This is a genomic window from Lysobacter sp. cf310 (assembly GCF_900114355.1).
Taxonomy (GTDB): Bacteria; Pseudomonadota; Gammaproteobacteria; order Xanthomonadales; family Xanthomonadaceae; genus Lysobacter.
In genome coordinates, this window is the sequence record NZ_FOSS01000003.1 from 663495 (window position 1) to 681384 (window position 17890).

13 protein-coding genes are annotated in these 17890 nt (G+C 68.3%); 11 read left to right on the plus strand and 2 right to left on the minus strand.

Annotation, left to right across the window (positions count from 1 at the left end; genetic code table 11):
* Positions 1-129: 129 nt before the first annotated feature.
* Both BMZ45_RS14270 and galE read right to left on the minus strand, forming a co-directional pair.
* Complete coding sequence (locus tag BMZ45_RS14270) at positions 130-2691, minus strand: TonB-dependent receptor (protein ID WP_091637177.1); 2562 nt, start codon at positions 2689-2691, stop codon at positions 130-132.
* A gap of 525 nt (positions 2692-3216) precedes the next feature.
* Positions 3217-4299 carry a UDP-glucose 4-epimerase GalE gene (galE, locus tag BMZ45_RS14275; RefSeq protein ID WP_091637178.1) on the minus strand — a complete coding sequence of 361 codons (1083 nt, stop codon included), beginning with the start codon at positions 4297-4299 and terminating at the stop codon, positions 3217-3219.
* Between the two features lie 210 nt (positions 4300-4509).
* On the opposite strand from galE, the gene BMZ45_RS14280 reads away from it, so the two are divergent.
* The 11 genes from BMZ45_RS14280 to BMZ45_RS14330 all read left to right on the plus strand — a co-directional run bounded on the left by BMZ45_RS14280 (position 4510) and on the right by BMZ45_RS14330 (position 17885).
* Positions 4510-5787, plus strand: coding sequence for a nucleotide sugar dehydrogenase (locus BMZ45_RS14280; RefSeq protein WP_091637179.1), 1278 nt, complete (start codon positions 4510-4512; stop codon positions 5785-5787).
* A 5-nt stretch (positions 5788-5792) separates the two neighbouring features.
* The gene (locus BMZ45_RS14285) at positions 5793-6800 is read left to right on the plus strand and encodes an NAD-dependent epimerase (RefSeq protein WP_091637180.1); all 1008 of its coding nucleotides are present in this window, start codon (positions 5793-5795) and stop codon (positions 6798-6800) included.
* An 84-nt stretch (positions 6801-6884) separates the two neighbouring features.
* Positions 6885-7502 carry an XrtA/PEP-CTERM system exopolysaccharide export protein gene (locus BMZ45_RS14290; protein WP_091637181.1) on the plus strand — a complete coding sequence of 206 codons (618 nt, stop codon included), beginning with the start codon at positions 6885-6887 and terminating at the stop codon, positions 7500-7502.
* Positions 7499-9088 (plus strand): hypothetical protein, encoded by a 1590-nt coding sequence (locus BMZ45_RS14295; protein ID WP_139215518.1) that lies wholly within the window; start codon positions 7499-7501, stop codon positions 9086-9088. Before BMZ45_RS14290 ends, BMZ45_RS14295 begins: the two co-directional genes overlap by 4 nt.
* Positions 9085-9840 carry a CpsD/CapB family tyrosine-protein kinase gene (locus BMZ45_RS14300; RefSeq protein WP_091637183.1) on the plus strand — a complete coding sequence of 252 codons (756 nt, stop codon included), beginning with the start codon at positions 9085-9087 and terminating at the stop codon, positions 9838-9840. The genes BMZ45_RS14295 and BMZ45_RS14300 overlap by 4 nt, the downstream gene beginning before the upstream one ends.
* Positions 9827-11173: an outer membrane beta-barrel protein gene (locus BMZ45_RS14305; RefSeq protein WP_091637184.1), complete on the plus strand. Its 1347-nt coding sequence runs from the start codon at positions 9827-9829 to the stop codon at positions 11171-11173. Before BMZ45_RS14300 ends, BMZ45_RS14305 begins: the two co-directional genes overlap by 14 nt.
* Positions 11174-11189: 16 nt before the next feature.
* The gene (locus BMZ45_RS14310; protein WP_091637185.1) at positions 11190-12326 is read left to right on the plus strand and encodes a glycosyltransferase family 2 protein; all 1137 of its coding nucleotides are present in this window, start codon (positions 11190-11192) and stop codon (positions 12324-12326) included.
* 97 nt (positions 12327-12423) lie between these two features.
* Positions 12424-13746 (plus strand): glycosyltransferase family 4 protein, encoded by a 1323-nt coding sequence (locus tag BMZ45_RS14315; protein ID WP_175489070.1) that lies wholly within the window; start codon positions 12424-12426, stop codon positions 13744-13746.
* The gene (locus tag BMZ45_RS14320; RefSeq protein ID WP_091637187.1) at positions 13736-14899 is read left to right on the plus strand and encodes a glycosyltransferase; all 1164 of its coding nucleotides are present in this window, start codon (positions 13736-13738) and stop codon (positions 14897-14899) included. Before BMZ45_RS14315 ends, BMZ45_RS14320 begins: the two co-directional genes overlap by 11 nt.
* A gap of 60 nt (positions 14900-14959) precedes the next feature.
* A complete protein-coding gene (locus BMZ45_RS14325; RefSeq protein ID WP_091637188.1) occupies positions 14960-16288 on the plus strand; it encodes an O-antigen ligase family protein in 1329 nt (442 codons plus the stop codon).
* Positions 16289-16403: 115 nt separating this feature from the next.
* Entirely contained in the window at positions 16404-17885 is a 1482-nt protein-coding gene (locus BMZ45_RS14330; protein WP_091637189.1) for a hypothetical protein, read from the plus strand.
* Positions 17886-17890: the final 5 nt, after the last annotated feature.

The window sequence follows — 17890 nt, forward strand, 5'->3', positions numbered from 1 at the left end:
ACGTCGCTCCTACCCCAGAGCGGCATCCAAAGCCATTGGAAACGACGACGCGCGGGCCTTGCGGCCCGCGCGTCGCGGTGTGCGCCCCGCTTCCGGCCGGCGCTGCGCCGGTCCGAAAGCGCGATGAACTCAGTACGAGACCCGGAAGGTCACGCCGTAGGTACGCGGCGCGCCCAGGAAGGCGTTGAACGAGTTGAAGGCGTTGTTGGGCAGCGGCGACACGTTCTGCAGCGGCGCGTCGAAACCGACCTGAGCGTATTCCTCGTCGAACAGGTTCTGGCCCCACAACTCGACCATCCAGCGGCGGTCGCGGCGGCCGATGGCGATGCGCGCGTTGACCACGGTGAAGGCGCCCTGGTCCTTCTCCGGATCCAGATCGGAGCCGGTGTTGTAGTCGGACATGTACTTGGCGCCGACGTTGAAGCGCGCCACCAGGTCGCTGGCGAAGTTCCAGTCGTAGGTGATCGAAGCCGAGCCCGACCAGTACGGCGCGAAGCTGACCTGGCTGCCCGGCAGCTTGTACAGCGCGCCGACCGGAGCCGTGCCGCCCGGAGCGACGAAGTCGCCGCCCGGACGCTCGTCGCCGTAGCGGGTGTCGGCGTAGGTCAGGCCGCCCTGGATCATCAGGCCCTTCTGCGGCTGCCACAGGATCTCGGTGTCGATGCCCTGCGAGATCACTTCCGGAATCGAGCGCACCACGAAGCTGGTGCCGAGGAAGCTGTTGAGCTGGAAGTCCGAATAGGTCTGGTGGAACAAGGTGGCGTTGAGCAGCAGGTTGCCGTCGGCCCAGGTGGTCTTGGCGCCCAGCTCGAAGCTGTTGACGAACTCGCCCGGGAACGAGGTGTCGTCGACCGGACGGATGCCCTGCCCCGCGCTGGACAGGCCGTTGGCCGACTGCACGCGATCGAGGTTGAAACCGCCGGCCTTGTAACCGCGCGCGCCCGACACGTAGGTCATGACGTGGTCGTTCCAGCGGTAGGCCAGCTTGAGCGTGCCCGACCATTCCTTCTCGTCGCTCTCCTGATGGGTCGCGCGGCCGTTGTGCAGCGGATTGGCCCAGGGCAGGCAGCTGTAACCGATGATGTTGCTGATGATCGCGGCCTGCTGGGCCGGCGGCAGCGAGGCGAACGGCAATCCGCGCCCGGTCAGCGCCGCGGCGATGCGGCCCTGCGCGGCCGGGCTGACCTGGCCGTTGGGACCGAAGTACGACGCGCAGCCGGGGCTGCCGTTGGGGTTGCTGTAGCGCGAATCCAGTTCCTTGTTCTCCTGGGTATAGCGCACGCCCAGGGTGACGTCGAGGGCGTCGGTCGCATGCCAGGTGTTGTTGGTGAAGAAGGCCTTGGTCTTGGCGTTCTGGCGGTACTTGTCGTCGGCGCCGAAACCGGCGAAGGCGGTGCCGAACGGACGCCCGGTGGTCTGCGACAGGAAGGTCGCGGCGGTCGGCGACTGCGCCAGGGCCGGGTTGATCAGGGCCAGCAGCGCGGTCGACAGATACGGCTCGTAGGCGTTGCCGATGCGGTAGGTCTCGTTGCGGTTCAAGTCTTCGTCGGAGAAGAACAGGCCGAACATCCAGTCGATCTTGTCGGTCGAGCCGGTCAGGCGGAACTCCTGGCTGAAGGTCTTGAACTCGGTCAGCGATTCGTCTTCGTCGGCGTTGCGGTACAGCAGGTCGGCGCTGCTGAAGTCGAAGTCCAGGCCGTTGATCGCGCGCCACTCGCGCTTGGCGGTGATCGAGGTCAGGGTGGCGTTGTTGAACCAGGGCGTGATCCAGTTGACCTCGGCCGAGACGCCCTTGTCCTTCATGTCCTGCTCGGTGCTGCGGTTGCTGTAGGCGATGCGCGCGTACGGGTCGGCGACCGGGGCCACGCCGGAGTCCGGCGACAGCGCGTCGATGATCGCGCCGGTGCCGCCGCGCACCGTGGTCACGCCCACGCAGCAGTTCTCTTCGCGGCTGGTGAAATCGCCGATCAGGTTGATATCGAGGTTTTCGGTCGGCTCCAGCAGCAACTGCGCGCGCAGGGTATGGAAGTTCTGGTCGAAGTCTTCCTTTTCCTGGCGCGGGCCGGCGCCGGTGCGCACGTCGACGAAACCGTCGCGCTCGCGCTGGGCGCCGTAGATGCGGAACGCGGCGTTGTCGCCGATCGGCGTGTTGAAGGCGCCCGCCAGGCCGAGCGCGCCGTAATTGCCGACGGTGAACTCGCCCTCGACGCTGGTGTTGTAGTCGGGGCGGCGGGTGATCACGTTGATCACGCCGGCCGAGGTGTTCTTGCCGAACACCGTGCCCTGCGGGCCCTTCAGCACTTCGATGCGCTCGATCTCGCCCAGGTCGCCGAAGCCGACGCCGTTGCGCGGGCGGTAGACGCCGTCGATCACGATGCCGACCGACGACTCCAGGCCGGCGTTGTCGCCGACGGTGCCGATGCCGCGGATGCGCGCGGTGGTCTGGGCCTCGCTCTGGGTGCTGGTCACGGTCAGGCCGGGCACCAGCACCTGCAAGTCCTTGACGTCGCGCACGCCGGTGTCCTGCAGCAGTTGCTGCGGCAGCGCGGTGATCGCGATCGGCACGTCCTGCAGCGCTTCCTCGCGCTTCTGCGCGGTCACGGTGAGACCGGAGAGCGTGGTCGCCTCTTCCTCGTCCTTCGCGCTCGCGTCCGACGGCGCCTGCTGCGCGTACAACGGCGCGGCGGTCATCGCCGCCAGCGCCGCCGCTACCGCAAAAGCGAGACGCCGACGTCCATGGTTCCGTGTTCCCTGGCTAGCCGACTTGCGTGCACTCATCGCGACCTCCCCTGACATTGTTAAACCGCCGGCACCTGCCGGCGGAGATCTGGCCCTGCGAATTGACGACCCTGACTACTGCGCGAACCGCGCAGGCACGCCCCCTAGACGCGCCCCCCCGTGCGAACTACCACGTCAACGGCGTCGCGACTACGACATACGCCGGATCATTGACGCTGCGCACAAAAACAAAGATAGCGGAAGCTAGCACGCCCGTCGCCTGCGTCATGCCGCGCAGCAGCAATCGCACGACCGTTCGTCCGAGTCGCGTGGCAAGGGGCGCAACCGTCGCGATGACGCGGGCAGGCGAACGCAGGCGCGGCCCGTCGAGCGCGGCGCCGGCTCGCCGATCGGTCCCCGGATCGGCACCGACGAGGGCCCTGGCCGATCGGGTGGCGGCGTCGGGGACCGCTGCCGAGCGCAGGCGGGCCGCGCGGCCTAGGTCATCGTCTTGCGCGACGCCAGCGGCGAGGACTTCGTCTTCGCCGTCGGACGCTGGTAGCCGTCGGGATTCATCGACTGCCACCGCCACGCGTCGCGGCACATGGCGTGCAGGTCCAGCCGCGTCCGCCATCCGAGCAGGCGCCGCGCGAGCGAGGGATCCGCGTAGACCTCGGCGACGTCGCCGCGGCGCCGCGCCACGATCTCATAAGGAATGCTGCAGCCGGACGCGCGTTCGAAGGCATGCACCAGTTCCAGCACGCTGATCCCGCGACCGGTTCCCAGGTTGACGGTCAGGTTGCCGTCGCCGCGCATCAGGTAGTCCAGCGCGACCACATGCGCGCGCGCCAGGTCCATCACGTGGATGTAGTCGCGGATTCCGGTGCCGTCCGGGGTCGGATAGTCGTCGCCGAAGATGCTCAGCTTGCCGCGCCGCCCCGCGGCGACCTGACAGATATAAGGCATCAGGTTGTTGGGGATGCCCGCGGGGTCCTCGCCGATCAGGCCGGAAGGATGCGCGCCCACCGGGTTGAAGTAGCGCAGGTTGGCGGCGCGGAAGCAGCCGTCCGCTTGGCACAGGTCCTCGATCAGCTGCTCCATCACCAGCTTGGTGCGGCCATAGGGGTTGGTCACGCCCAGGCGCGCCTGCTCGTTGATCGGAACGCGCTCCGGATCGCCATACACGGTGGCCGACGAGCTGAACACCAAGCGCGTCACCCCCGCATCGTGCATGGCGCCGAGCAGGTTGATGGTGCCGCTGATGTTGTTGTCGAAGTAGGCCAGCGGCCGCTCGAACGACTCGCCGACGGCCTTGAGCGCGGCGAAGTGGATCACCGCGTCGAAGCGATGCCGCTTGAACAACCGGCTCACGGCCGACTTGCTGCGCAAATCCAGGCGCTCGCACTCCACCGGTGCGCCGACGATGCGCTGCAGGCGCAGCAGTACGCGCGGCGAGCTGTTGGCGAAATTGTCGGCGATGACGATGCGATGCCCCCGCTCCGCCAACGCGGTACAGGTGTGGCTGCCGATGTAGCCGGCTCCACCGCATACCAAGACGCACTTCGTAGTCTGGCCGGCCATCTGGGTACGCCGCTGCTGCCGTGGTTTCCTGGACAACGCGGAATGCGGCTGCGGGCGTCCAATCCCGCGTCCGTTCGCCCGCTTCACCGCTCCGCTCGTCGCCGGCTGTCCGCGATCGCGCCCGGCTGGCGTTAACCCCTAGACCGGATACCGCACCACGGGCTCGAAAGTCGACCGTCAGGGGAGGTCTGCTTGACAAGTAATGCCCCATTGGCCTCGTTGGACGAGGTCCGTATCGCAATCCTAGGCTTGGGCTATGTGGGCCTGCCGCTCGCCGCGGCATTCGGAAAGCGCTTCCCGACCGTCGGATTCGACATCGACGCCGCGCGCGTGGCCGAACTCCAAGCGCATCGGGACCATACCCGCGAGGTCTCGGCGCAGGAGCTGCGCGAGGCGGCGCAGCTGGAATTCAGCAGCGATCCGTCGTCGCTGGCCGGCTGCAACGTGTTCATCGTGACCGTGCCGACGCCCATCGACGAGTACAAGCGGCCCGACCTGCGCCCGCTCGAGTCGGCCAGCCGCACGGTGGGCCGGGCGATCGGGCGCGGCGGCATCGTGATCTACGAGTCGACGGTGTATCCCGGCGCGACCCAGGAGATCTGCGTGCCGATCGTCGAGCGCGAATCGGGCCTGACGTTCAACCAGGACTTCCATGCGGGCTACAGCCCCGAGCGCATCAACCCGGGCGACCCCAACCACCGCCTGGAAACCATCATGAAGGTCACCTCCGGCTCGACCCCGGAGGCGGCCGATCTGGTCGACGCACTGTACGGGCGGATCATCAAGGCCGGCACCCACAAGGCCTCCAGCATCCGCGTGGCCGAGGCGGCCAAGGTCATCGAGAACATCCAGCGCGACGTCAACATCGCCCTGATCAACGAACTGGCCCTGATCTTCCATCGCCTCGACATCGACACCCACGAGGTGCTCGAAGCCGCCGGCACCAAATGGAATTTCCTGCCGTTCCGTCCGGGCCTGGTCGGCGGCCATTGCATCGGCGTGGATCCCTACTACCTCACCCACAAGGCCCAGCAGATCGGCTACCACCCGGACATGATCCTGGCCGGGCGCCGCATCAACGACGGCATGGGCAGCCATGTCGCGCGCCGGGTGGTGAAGCTGATGCGTCAGCGCAACCAGGACATGACCCAGGCGCGGGTGCTGGTGCTGGGGCTGGCGTTCAAGGAGAACTGCCCGGACCTGCGCAACACCAAGGTGGTCGACATCATTCGCGAACTCCATTGCTACAACGCCCGGGTCGACGTGCATGACCCCTGGGTCGACGCCGGCCACGCGCATGAGGAATACGGCGTGACGCTCGTCGCCGAGCCCGAGCCCGGCCGCTACGACGCCGTCGTGCTGGCGGTGGCGCATGCCGAGTTCGTGGCCATGGGCGCGGAGCGCATCCGCGGCCTGGGCGTGCCTGGGGCCGTGCTCTTCGACGTCAAGCGCGCCTTGCCGCGCGCCAGCGTCGACGGCTGCCTGTGAGCGCCATGCGCGTACTGGTCACCGGCGCGGCGGGCTTCATCGGCGCGAAGCTGAGCGAGGTGCTGCTCGCGCGCGGCGACGAAGTGCTCGGCTTCGACGACCTCAACGCCTATTACGACCCCAGCCTGAAACAGGCGCGCCTGGCGCGCCTGTTGCCGCAGCGCAACTTCCGCTTCGTCCTCGGTTCGCTCGAGGACCGCGCGGCCGTGGACGGCGCCTTCGCCTCGTTCGGGCCGCAGCGGGTGGTGAACCTGGCCGCGCAGGCCGGCGTGCGCTACTCGCTGGAGAACCCGCGCGCCTACGTCGACAGCAATGTGGTCGGATTCCTGAACATCCTGGAAGCCTGCCGCCATCGCGCCGTCGAGCACCTCGTGTACGCCTCGTCCAGCTCGGTGTACGGCGCCAATCGCAAGCTTCCGTTCTCGGTCGAGGACAACGTCGACCATCCGGTCAGCATGTACGCCGCGACCAAGAAGGCCAACGAGTTGATGGCGCACACCTACAGCCACCTGTTCGGGCTGCCCACGACGGGGCTGCGCTTCTTCACGGTCTACGGCCCCTGGGGCCGGCCCGACATGGCGCTGTTCCTCTTCACCCGCAAGATCCTCGCCGGTGAGCCCATCGAGCTGTTCAATCACGGCCGCCACAGCCGCGACTTCACCTACATCGACGACATCGTCGAGGGCATCGTCCGCACGCTGGACCGGATTCCAACCGCCGATCCCGACTACGCCGCGGCGGCGCCCACGCCGGCCGCGTCCGGCGCGCCCTACCGGCTTTACAACATCGGCAACCACCAGCCAGTCGAACTGCTGCGCTACATCGAGGTGCTCGAGGGCTGCCTGGGACGAACGTCCGAACGCCGCCTGCTGCCGCTGCAGCCGGGCGACGTGCCCGACACCTGCGCCGACGTGACGGCGCTGCGCCGGGACGTCGGCTACGCGCCGTCGACCCCGGTGGAAGTCGGGGTCGCGCGCTTCGTCGACTGGTACCGCGACTACTACGGGGCTTGAAGGAACGGGCTTCCGATACCGCTGGATCTGGCCGGGCGCATCGGTGCTCGGCGTTGTTCAAGAGGGGTCAATCGGAGAATCGCCATGCGCGTTGCAGCCGCCCTTTGGGCCTTGTGTCTGCCCCTAATGCTTGCCGGTTGCGTCAGTTCCGGCAACCTCGCGTCGGGCGCCCCGCCGGCCGCCGCCCCGGTCGCGGACGAATACCAGATCGGCGTCGACGATCGCGTCCAGGTTTCGGTGTGGCGCAATCCCGAGCTGAGCATCGTGACGCCGGTCCGCCCCGACGGCATGATCTCGGTTCCTCTGGTCGGCGATGTCATGGCCGGCGGCCGAACGCCGGACGCCGTGGCCAAGGAGCTGCAAGGCAAGCTCGCGACCTATGTGATCGAGCCTCAGGTGACGGTGATCATCACCGAACTGCGCAGCCACGAGTATCTGTCGCGGGTGCGGGTCACCGGCGCGGTGCGCACGCCGATCTCGATTCCCTATCGCCAGGGCATGACCGTGCTGGATGCGGTCCTCGCCGCCGGCGGCGTCACCGAGTTCGCCGCGGCCGACCGCTCCAGCCTGCACCGCAAGAGCGGCGACGGCGCCCAGGCCTATGGGGTGCAGCTCGACCACATCCTCAATGCCGGCGACCTGAGCACCAACTACAAGGTCGCCCCCGGCGACGTGATCACGGTACCGGAGCGCGTTCTGTGAACAATCCGTACGGGCAACCACTGTTGCCGGGCCCCTCGTCGGAACGCCTGCCGACGCTGACCATGCTGTCGGTCGCGCGCAGGGAATTCCGGCGTTACCTGCTGCCGCTGGCCACCATCTTCGCTGCCACTGCGCTGCTGTTCCTGGCCTGGGGCCTGGTCAATCCGTCCACCTACAAGTCGTCGGCGATGGTGCTGGTCCAGGACAACACGCCGATCGCGCCGCTGATGCAGGGGCGCACCACCGCCCCCAACGAGGTCGCCCGCGCCGTGATCTCGCGCGAGGTGCTGTTCGGCAGCCGGGTCATGGCGGACGTGCTCAAGGCCGGCGGCTGGCTGGAGTCGAACCCCAGCCCATTGCGCAAGCAGGAGCTGATCAATTCCATCATCAACAGCACCGACATCGCGGTCACCGACCGCGCCCAGACGCGCTCGACGGATCCCAAGCTCAGCCTGGTGAAGATCACCTATTCGGACTCCGATCCCAAGCGCGCCTATGCCGTGACCAAGCGGTTCTCGGAGGCGCTGATCGAACAGGTGCTGGACTCCCGGGCGCGCGCGAGCCGCTCCGCGTATCAGTTCATCGACGCGCAAGTGGACAACTACCAGCGCGCGTTCTCCGAGGCCGACCGCAAGCTGCGCGAATACCGCAGCGCGAACCCGGACGCGATGCCGGGCGTCGACACCGACGTTTCCGCACGCATCGCCGAGTTGCGCCGCGCCGCCGACAACGCCGCCATGGACCTGGCCGACGTCGGTGCGCAGGAGCGCCAGGTGATAGGCCAGCTCTCGCGCGAAAGCCAGCTCAACACCATCTCCCGCTCTACCCGGACCAACGTCCAGCTCGCCACCCTGCAGGCGGAGCAGGACCGTCTGATGCTGAGCTATACCGCCCAGCACCCGGACGTGGTGCGGGTCCGCAACCAGATCCGCGAGCTGCAGAGCAACCCCTCGGCCAACTCCGGCGGCGCCGCGGTGCTGCCGGGCGATACCGGCTCGATGAACCCGGTCTATCAGCAGCTGCGCGCCCAGTTGGCGGAAGTCCGCCGCCAGGGCGCGGCCTCGGCTTCGCGGCTGGCCACCGCGCAGGCGCTGTTGCGCGAGGAGCTGGAACGCAGCCGCAGGATCATCGGCGACGAAGGCACCGTCACCGCCCTGACCCGTGTGCACGACATCAACAAGGAAATGTTCGACGACCTGCTCAAGCGACGCGAGAACGCGCGCGTCTCCATGAGCCTGGACGCCGACGGCCGCAGCCTGGGTTTCCAGATCCTCGAACCGGCTTCGATTCCGCTGCAGTCCACGGGCTTGCGCCTGATGCATTTCGCCGTGGCCGGCCTGCTGCTGGCGATCGTGATTCCGCTGGTGATGCTGTCGATGCTGGTCAAGCACGACCCGCGCGTACGCACGCCGCTGCAGATCGAACGCGATGCGGGCCTGCCCGTGCTTGGGGTCATTCCGCTGCACCTGACTTACGACCAGACCGCACAGCACGCCAAGCGGATGAGGATGGGATCGATCCTGTTCGCGCTCGTGCCCCTGATCTACGGTGTCGTGTTCGTCCTGAAAATGACGGATGTCCTATGAACGACTTCAATCGCCACGCGGTGGACGCATCGGCCCACATGACCGACATCGGACCCGGAAAAAGAAGCGTCGTGCGCCGCGACGGCGGCACCGCGCTGACGCCCGAGCAGTTGGTCGAGCGCTCGATCATCCCCTTCGCCGACGGCGCCAACCGGCAACTGGTCAACGCCTTCCGCGAGCTGCGCACGCGCCTGCTGGCGACGGCGACGGACAACTTCATCACCCTGGTCGCGCCGGTCGGCCCGGGCTGCGGCGGCAGCTTCGTGGCCCGCAACCTCGCGCTCACCATCACCCTCGACCAGGAGCGCAGCGCCCTGCTGATCGACTGCAACCTGCTGCATCCGGTCCAGCATGCCGTGATGAAGATCAACGACACCCGCGGCAGCCTCATCAATTATCTGGAGGACCTCGACGCCGACGTGGACGACATGATCTACAGCACCGTCATCCCGCGCCTGAAGCTGATTCCGGCGGGGCGCTCGGCCCATAGCGAGATGGAGACCGAGTACTTCTCCTCGTTCCGCATGCGCCTGTTGCTGGATTCGCTGCGCAGCAGCTACTCCGATCGCTACATCGTCCTGGACAGCCCGCCGACGCTGGGCGCGCCCGATGCGCGCATCCTGTCGGAACTGGCCGACGTGGTGGTGCTGGTCGCGGGATACGGCCGCAACACCGCCGCCGAGATCGCCGCGGCCGCCGCCAACTTCGACCCGGCCAAGTTCGCCGGCGTGATCTTCAATGAGAGCGCCTGACCGCCGCGCTGCGTACATCGCCCCGCCGCGCGCGCACGCGCGCCGGACCCGGCTGCACCTGGCGATATTGGCGGCGGCGGCGCTGGCCGGCGACGCGCACGCCGCGCGGCTCAACTACCGTATCGAAGTCGAAGCGCTGCACAGCGACAATATCAACCAAAGCGAGGACAACCAGGCCGAGGACACGGTCCTGGTCCCGCGCATCAAGTTCGACCTCAAGGAGGAAGGCGCCGCGGTCGAGCTGCAGGCGCGCGGCGAATTCGAGCGCCGCCGCTACTTCGGCAACCAGTTCGACGACGAGAGCCGCAGCGAATTCGCCGGCCAGCTCAATTGGTCGTTGCTGCCGAAGCGGATGAACCTGGTCGTCGAGGACTACCTGAGCGAGGAGCCGATCAATTTCCGCGGCGGGCGCTATCCGGGCAACCTGCAGCGGGTGAACATCCTGCTCGGCGGGCCCAGCTTCTTCGCCCGGATGGGCGATGCGACCCGCTTCCAGCTCGACCTGCGAGGGGTCAGCACGCATGCCGAAGTGGCGCCCGACTTCGATGGCGAGCGCTACAGCGCGGCCGCCTCCCTGCAACGCGACCTGAGCCCGACCTCGAAAGGCTCGCTCAACCTGACCTCCATGAAGGCGCGATTCGACGACGCCCCGACCGCCGTCGACTACACGCGTACCGACGCCTTCGTCCGTTATGAAGGCAGGCTGCGCAAGGTCGAGTACGAATTGGACCTGGGCCATTCGCGCCTCAATCGCGACAGCGGCGACGACCCTACCACCACCATCGCGCGGGCGACGGTGCAGTGGCAACCCGACTCGCGCAACCGCTTCCGTTTCCGCGCCCGTCATCAGTTCGCCGACCAGGTCCAGGACCTGGTGGTGCGGCTGCGCGACCCCGACGAAAGCCTGGTGCCGGATCTGGTGGATTCGTCCTCCTCGCTGGTGTCGTCCGGCGTGTACCGGCAGCGCGACGTCGAGCTCGACTACCGCCATCGGGGCGAACGCCTCGGCTTGCGCGTGCGCCCGCTGTATCGGGAACTGCGCTACATCGACCGCGGCGATGCCGACCGCCGCGAGCGCGGCGCGTTCTTCGAAGTCGACTACCGGCTGCGCCCCCTGGTCAGCCTGTTCTTCACCGGCTCGGTGCGCAACCGCGAATTCCTGAGCCGCAACGAAGAAGATCGCGATCGCGTGTACAGCCTGGGCGTCAACTATCAGCTGACGCGGCACTGGGGTTGGCGCGCGGAGGCAGTCCGGAACCAGCGCAAATCCAATGTCGCCGATCAGGAGTACACGGAGAACGCCGTATTCCTGACGCTGTGGTGGCAGCGCTGACGGAGGGTTTGGGAGCATGCTCGAGCTTGTGTTCTGGGCTTCGGTCGGATTGCTGGCCTACGTCTACGCGGGCTATCCGGTCCTGGCGATCGCGATCGCGCGCGTCCGCCCGCGCGCGACGCGCAAGCAGCCCATCACCCCGTCCGTCACCGTGATCATCACGGCCTACAACGAAGAGAAGGACATCGCGCTCAAGGTCCGCAACGTGCTGGCCCTGGACTACCCGCAAGGGCGGATCGACGTCATCGTGGCCTCGGACGCCTCCAGCGACGGCACCGACGACATCGTGCGCGGCCTCGGCATCGGCGGGGTCCGCCTGCTGCGCGTGGAGGGGCGCCAGGGCAAGACGGCCTGCCAGAACGCGGCGGCGGCTGCCGCCTCCGGCGATATCCTGCTGTTCACCGACGCCACCACCCGGATCGCAACCGACGCCCTGCGCGCGATGACGCGCAACTTCCACGACCCGGCGGTGGGCTGCGTCGCCGGCCGCCTCAGCTATGTCGCGCAAGGCGACGATGCCACCGGTCGCGGCGGCACCTCCTACTGGAACTACGAAATCATGCTGCGCATGGCCGAGAGCGAGATCGGTTCGCTGATCGGCGTCTCCGGTTGCCTGTATGCGGTCCGCCGCAGCGCCTATCGCGACATCGCCCCTGAGCTGATCAGCGACTTCGTGGTCGCGATGCTGGTGCGCGAGCAAGGCCTGCGCACCGTGCTCGAACCCGATGCGATGTGTTACGAAACCACCCTGGACCACCCCGATCGCGAGCTGGCCATGCGCGTGCGCGTCGGCATGCGCAGCCTCTCGGCCTTGGCGAGTCAGAAGCGCTTTCTCAACCCGTTCAGATTCGGCGCGTTCGCCTGGCAGTTGTGGTCGCACAAGCTGCTCCGGTACCTGTCGCCGGTGTTCTGGATGCTCGCCCTGCTCGCGAACGCGGCGCTCGCGCTGCAGGGGCGCTACGCATGGCTGTTGGCCTTGCAGCTCGCGCTGCTGTCGGCGGGCCTGCTCGGATTCGCCTCGCCGCGCCTGCCCGGCAAATCGCGCCTGCTCGCCAAACCCTACTACTTCCTGCTGACCAACCTGGCCTCCGCCGTCAGCCTGTTCCGGTTCCTGCGCGGCGAACGCATCGTGACCTGGACGCCGCAACGCTGAGCGCGTGCGCCACGCCCCTCGGCCGTCGCCGCGCTACTGGCCGTCGATGGCGCCACGCGACGTTGTTTTTCATGAACCGGAGCCAGGTAAAACGACCATGCAGTCGCAGGCAAGCCATGTCTATGCCAGCTCCGAAGACGCCACGGCGGCGATCGCGCGCGACGCAGCCTATGCGGAGCTTGCGGCGACCACGCAACAGCCGTTGCAACGGGTCGTGTATGTGGTCTCGCAGTTTCCGAGCTGGTCGGAGACCTTCATCGTTCGCGAAATCGCCACCCTGATCGAGGTTGGGGTCGACGTACGCATCCTTTCCCTGAAACGTTCCGGCGAAACCATGGTTCAGGCCGACGCCGCGACCTTGCTGGATCGCGTGCGCCAGCCGCTCGGTCCGTTGCCGACCCTGTGGAACACCCTGCGCGTGCTGTTCACGCACCCGGTGCGTATCGGCGGCGCCGTCGCCACCGTGGCCGCGGACACCTGGCGCACGCCCGCGGTCCTGGCCAAATCGCTGGCGACCCTGGTCAGGAGCCTGAGCCAGATTCCATGGCTGCAGGCCTTCGACCCGCAATTCATCCACGCCCATTGGTCCACCTATCCGACCACCGCGGCCTGGGCGCTGGCGCGCGCCGTGCGGCGTCCATTCGGCTTCACCTGCCATGCGCACGACGTCTTCAGGAACCATCACCTGCTGCCGCGCAAGATCGCCGATGCGGCGCTGGCGGTCACGATCTCGCGCCACAACGTCGGCTGGCTCGATCGCAACATCTCCGCGCTGGCGCCGCGCAAGCTGAAGGTCGTGCACTGCGGGGTCGATCTGCGGCAGATCTCCGCGAGGACCCGCGAGCCGTCCGGCAACCGAATCCTGGGCGTCGGCCGCCTGTCTCCGGAGAAGGGCTTCCACACGCTGATCGAGGCCCTGGCGATCCTGCGCGACGCCGGCACCCCGTTCCTGTGCACCCTGGTCGGCGAAGGTCCGGCGCGTCAGGAATTGCAGGGCCTGATCGATCGCCACGAGCTGCGACGCTATGTGGAGCTGGCCGGAGCGCAGCCGCAGGAATACGTGCGCGCGGCACTGGAACAGGCCACGGTATTCGCCCTGCCCTGCCAGATCGCCGCCAACGGCAGCCGCGACGGCATTCCGGTGGCTCTGATGGAAGCGATGGCCGCGGGCTGCCCCGTCGTCAGCTGCCCGGTGTCCGGCGTGCCGGAGCTGATCGGCAACGAGGTGCATGGGCTGCTGGCGGCCGAGCGCAACGCCGTTTCGCTGGCGCAGGCGCTGCAGCGCTTGCTGGACGACGCGCCGCTGCGCAAACGGCTGGCGATCGCCGCACGCCAGCGTATCGAGTTGGAATTCGATGCCCGCAAGGAGGCGCTCAAGCTGCATGGTCTGATGACGGGGGCCGTCAACCATGCGGCGTGAACGGCTCCTGGTGGTGATCGACGGCATGGAAGTGGGCGGCAGCCAGCGCCAGGTTCAGCATCTGCTGATGGGCCTGGACCGGCGCCGATGGGCGCCCGAACTGGCCTTCTTCCGCTGCGATTCCTTCCTGGCCGACGCGATCCGTCGCGACGGCGTGCCGGTGCACTACCTGCCCAAGCGTCGCCGGATCGACCCGGCGTTCCTGCTGGCCTACGCGCGCCTGCTGCGCGAGCGCGACTACGCCATCGTGCACGCTTTTTCCCTGACCGCCGAATGGGCGACGGTCCTGGCCCGTGCGCTGTCGCGGCGCCGGCCGGCGCTGGTCGCTTCCGAGCGCAGTTTCGCGCTCGACCGACCGGCCTGGTTCTGGTGGCTCAAGCGCTACGTCCTGGGCCGCAGCGCCGCCGTCATCGCCAACTCGCACGCAGGCGCACGCGCCACCGCACAGCGCACCCGCGCGCCCGAGGCGAAATTCGTGACCGTCGCCAATGGCGTCGGCGTGCCCGCGGGCCTCTGCGACGACGAGCGCAGCCGGATCCGACGCGTGCTAGGGGTACCGGACGGGCGCGTGTTCGGCTTGTTCGTCGGCCGGCTGGTATCGGTCAAGAATCTGCCCTGCCTGATCCGCGCGCTGGCGACGATGCCGCCCGGCGCGCGCCCCTGGATCGCGCTGGCCGGCGACGGGCCGCTGCGAACCGCCATTGAGCGGCTCGCGACGGACCAGGGCGTGGCGGCGGATCTGGCCTTCCTGGGCGAGCGCTCGGATGCGACGGAACTGATGCAGGCCGCCGATTTCCTGGTACTGCCTTCCCACTTCGAAGGGCTCTCGAACGCGCTGCTGGAAAGCATGGCCGCCGGCTGCGCGGTGATCGCGTCCGCCGTGGGCGGCAACCTCGAACTGATCGACGACCAGCGCAACGGCCTGCTGTTCCGTCCCGACGACGCCGACGCCTTGGCCGCGGCGATGTCGCGCATGGCCGACCCGCTGCTGCGCTCACGCCTCGCGCAGGCGGCCTTGCGACACGTGATCGAGCACCACAGCCAGCAAGCGCTGGGCGCCGCGACCTCGGCCGTCTACGAACGCTGCCTGCCGCCGCAGGACGCCAAAGCCAGCGGCGCGCCAACGCGTCCCGCGCGCGGGGAGGCGAAATGAATACCGCATCCGCATGCGCGACAGCAGGGGCCGGCGGCGCCGGCGGGACGGGCTGAGCCGATGCGCCTGCTCTATGCCATTCCCATCGTGCTGCTGCCGAACACGGCGCACCTGCCGCCGGATGTCAGCGTCGGCACGTCGGTCGCCCTGCTGGTGATCGCGATGCTGATGGGCGGGCGCGAGCCGGCCTATCTGATGCGTCCGGCCTATCTGGTTCCGCCCTTGCTGGCCCTGTTCCTGGCCATGCTGATCGGTTTCATCGCCGCCCACTGGCACGACCTGGCCAATGCGGAAAAGGACCTGCGCGAAGCCAAGGTCGCGGTCCTATACCCCTTGCTGTACCTCGCCTATCGCAAGTGCGGCCTGGACATGCGTCAGACCCGACAGTTGATCCTGCTGGTGCTGCTGGTGGCGGTGGGCGCGGGACTGGAAGCGGTGCTGCAGGGGCTGTCGTTCAACCTGGGCGAGTTTTCCGAAACCCAGCGCGCCACCGGCCCCTTCGGCCAGATCAAGATGGCCAACCGCGCCGGCGTGTTCTTCGCCATGTTCCTGCCGATGCTGTTCGCGCCGACCCTGCAATATCGGCAGCGCCGGTGGGTGCGCTGGGCGGCGTTCGCAGGCGCAGCGATCCTGGCCGTGGCCATCCTGCTGACCTACTCGCGCCAGTCCTACCTGATCGGCCTGTTCTCGATCATGATCCTGCTGGTATCGCGCAGCATCCCCGCCGCGATGCTCGCCGGCCTGCTGATCGTGGCGACCTCGGCGACCTTGTTGCCCAGGAGCGTCGTCGACCGCGTCCAGCAGACCCAGCAGGTCTCCGGCACCGGCTCGGTGACGCTCGACGTCAGCACCACCAGCCGCTTCTCGATCTGGAACGGCACCATCGACATGCTGCGCGACCATCCCGCCGGCGTGGGTCTGGGACGCTTCAGCGAGCATATCGGCGACTACACCAACTACGCCGGCAAGGATGCGCACAACGGGTTTCTGCTGACGCTGGCCGAGTGCGGCCCGCTCGGCCTGTTGGCGCTGCTGTGGGTGTTCTGGCGGCTATGGCGGCTGGCGGGTTCGCTGCGCCGTTCCGCCGCGGCCGTGGCGCCGTCGCAACCACGCACGCTGGAGCTGGGATTCACGTTCGCGGTGATCTCGATGGCGCTGGGCAACCTGTACGGCAGCCCCTTCTTCGACAGCGTCGTCATGGCCAACTTCTGGATCCTGTGCGGCCTGATGGAACGCTACGGGATCATGAAGGCGCAGGCCGGCCAGGTCCCCGCGGCCGCCGGCGCGCCCGAGCCGGCGCCGATGCCCGCCGGCCAACGCTTCCCGCTCGCGGCGCGGGCGCTGCCGCGACTGGCGGCAACGGCGAGGTCCCGGCGTTCGTTCCGTTGAGTTTCGGACGCGGACCAGGGGGAACAGCATCAGCATCTGCCGCCGCCAACTCAGCCGCACCCGCACGCATCGGCGAACGCCGCGACTGGCGCTGGCGGCGTTCGCGCTCGCCTCCTTGACCGCATGCGCGGACGAAGCCGAACCCGTACCGGAACTGTGTCCCTCGGGCCGTCGCGACGCTTCCGATATCCCGATCGCGACGACCTCGGCGGGCGGAACGACCTACTACGTCCGCACCGACGGCGGCGATGCGGCCCAGTGCAACGGTCGCGCCGATGCCGCCTATGCCGGCGCCGCCAACGCCGATTGCGCCTGGAACGATCCGGCCATCGCCCTGCCGGCCTCCGGCCCCGCGCGCATCGCCGGCGGCGACACCCTGCTGATCGGCGCCGGCAGTTACCGGATCGGCGACGGCGGACCTATGCAGCCCATCCCCAGCGGGCCCAGCCGCGCCCAGCCGACACGCGTGCTGGGCCGGTCCGGCGCGACGCCGACACTGATCGGCGTCGCGGGCGCGCATCGCGTGCTCAACCTGGACGGCAGTTCCAACCTGGAAATCGGCCACCTCGAAATCACCGACGGCAGCGATTGCGTGTACCGCCACTCCGACCCCGCCGCGGCCTGCACCGACGCCATGCCCTGGGCGCGCGTCGGGTTGTACGCGCGCGCCTCTCACAACGTCTGGCTGCACGACCTCGACATCCATGGGCTGGCGGCGCGCGGCATCAATGCCGGTGGCCTGCACGACTGGACGCTCGAACGCGTCAAGCTCAACCGCAACGGCAGCGCGGGCTGGGACGGCAACATCGGCGAGGGCGGCTCCAACGCCGGCAGGATCGTCCTGCGCGACGTCGAGATCGCCTGGAACGGCTGCGGCGAACGCGTGGCCAGCGGCGCGCCCTGGGCCTGCTGGGCGCAGCAAGGCGGCGGCTACGGCGACGGCCTGGGCACCACCGACACCGGCGGGCAATGGCTGATCGAAGACGCCTACGTCCATCACAACACCTCCGATGGACTCGACCTGCGCTACATGGACGGCGCCGATGCGACGCGAGTGACCCTGCGTCGCATCCATGCCGTGGCCAATGCGGGCAATCAGGTCAAGCTGAAGGGCAACGCCCTGATCGAGAACTCGGTGCTGGTCGGCCACTGCAGCTACTTCAAGCACAAGTTCTTCATGACCGAGCAGGACCTGTGCCGCGCCGATGGCAGCACCCTGCAACTGGTGACGACCGGCCACGACACCGTCGTCGTGCGCCACAACACCCTGATCGGCGAAGGCGCGGTGCAGATCGGCCGCAGCGAGGGCGATCCGACCGATCGCATCGCGATCACGAACAATCTGGCGATCGGAGCGCCCTACTACCTGCAGCCCGACCAACTGAGCGGTTTCAGCGGCGGCAGGAGCTGGGCCATCACCCGCTACACCGGCAATCTCGGCTGGAACCTGCGCGACTGCCCCGGCGACACGATCTGCGACCGCAACCCTCGCCTCACCCACATGAGCCTGAGCGCCTTCGATGCCGTGCCGCTGGCCGGCAGCTCCGCGCGCGGCCAGGCCGGCGCGGTGACCTGCGCCCAGGCGCCGCCCCACTAGCGCGA

Coding starts and splice junctions, on each gene's coding strand:
- BMZ45_RS14270 (WP_091637177.1), bottom strand. CDS start 2,691: ATGACCGCCGCGCCGTTGTACGCGCAGCAGGCGCCGTCGGACGCGAGC.
- galE (WP_091637178.1), bottom strand. CDS start 4,299: ATGGCCGGCCAGACTACGAAGTGCGTCTTGGTATGCGGTGGAGCCGGC.
- BMZ45_RS14285 (WP_091637180.1), top strand. CDS start 5,793: ATGCGCGTACTGGTCACCGGCGCGGCGGGCTTCATCGGCGCGAAGCTG.
- BMZ45_RS14290 (WP_091637181.1), top strand. CDS start 6,885: ATGCGCGTTGCAGCCGCCCTTTGGGCCTTGTGTCTGCCCCTAATGCTT.
- BMZ45_RS14300 (WP_091637183.1), top strand. CDS start 9,085: ATGAACGACTTCAATCGCCACGCGGTGGACGCATCGGCCCACATGACC.
- BMZ45_RS14305 (WP_091637184.1), top strand. CDS start 9,827: ATGAGAGCGCCTGACCGCCGCGCTGCGTACATCGCCCCGCCGCGCGCG.
- BMZ45_RS14310 (WP_091637185.1), top strand. CDS start 11,190: ATGCTCGAGCTTGTGTTCTGGGCTTCGGTCGGATTGCTGGCCTACGTC.
- BMZ45_RS14315 (WP_175489070.1), top strand. CDS start 12,424: ATGCAGTCGCAGGCAAGCCATGTCTATGCCAGCTCCGAAGACGCCACG.
- BMZ45_RS14320 (WP_091637187.1), top strand. CDS start 13,736: ATGCGGCGTGAACGGCTCCTGGTGGTGATCGACGGCATGGAAGTGGGC.
- BMZ45_RS14325 (WP_091637188.1), top strand. CDS start 14,960: ATGCGCCTGCTCTATGCCATTCCCATCGTGCTGCTGCCGAACACGGCG.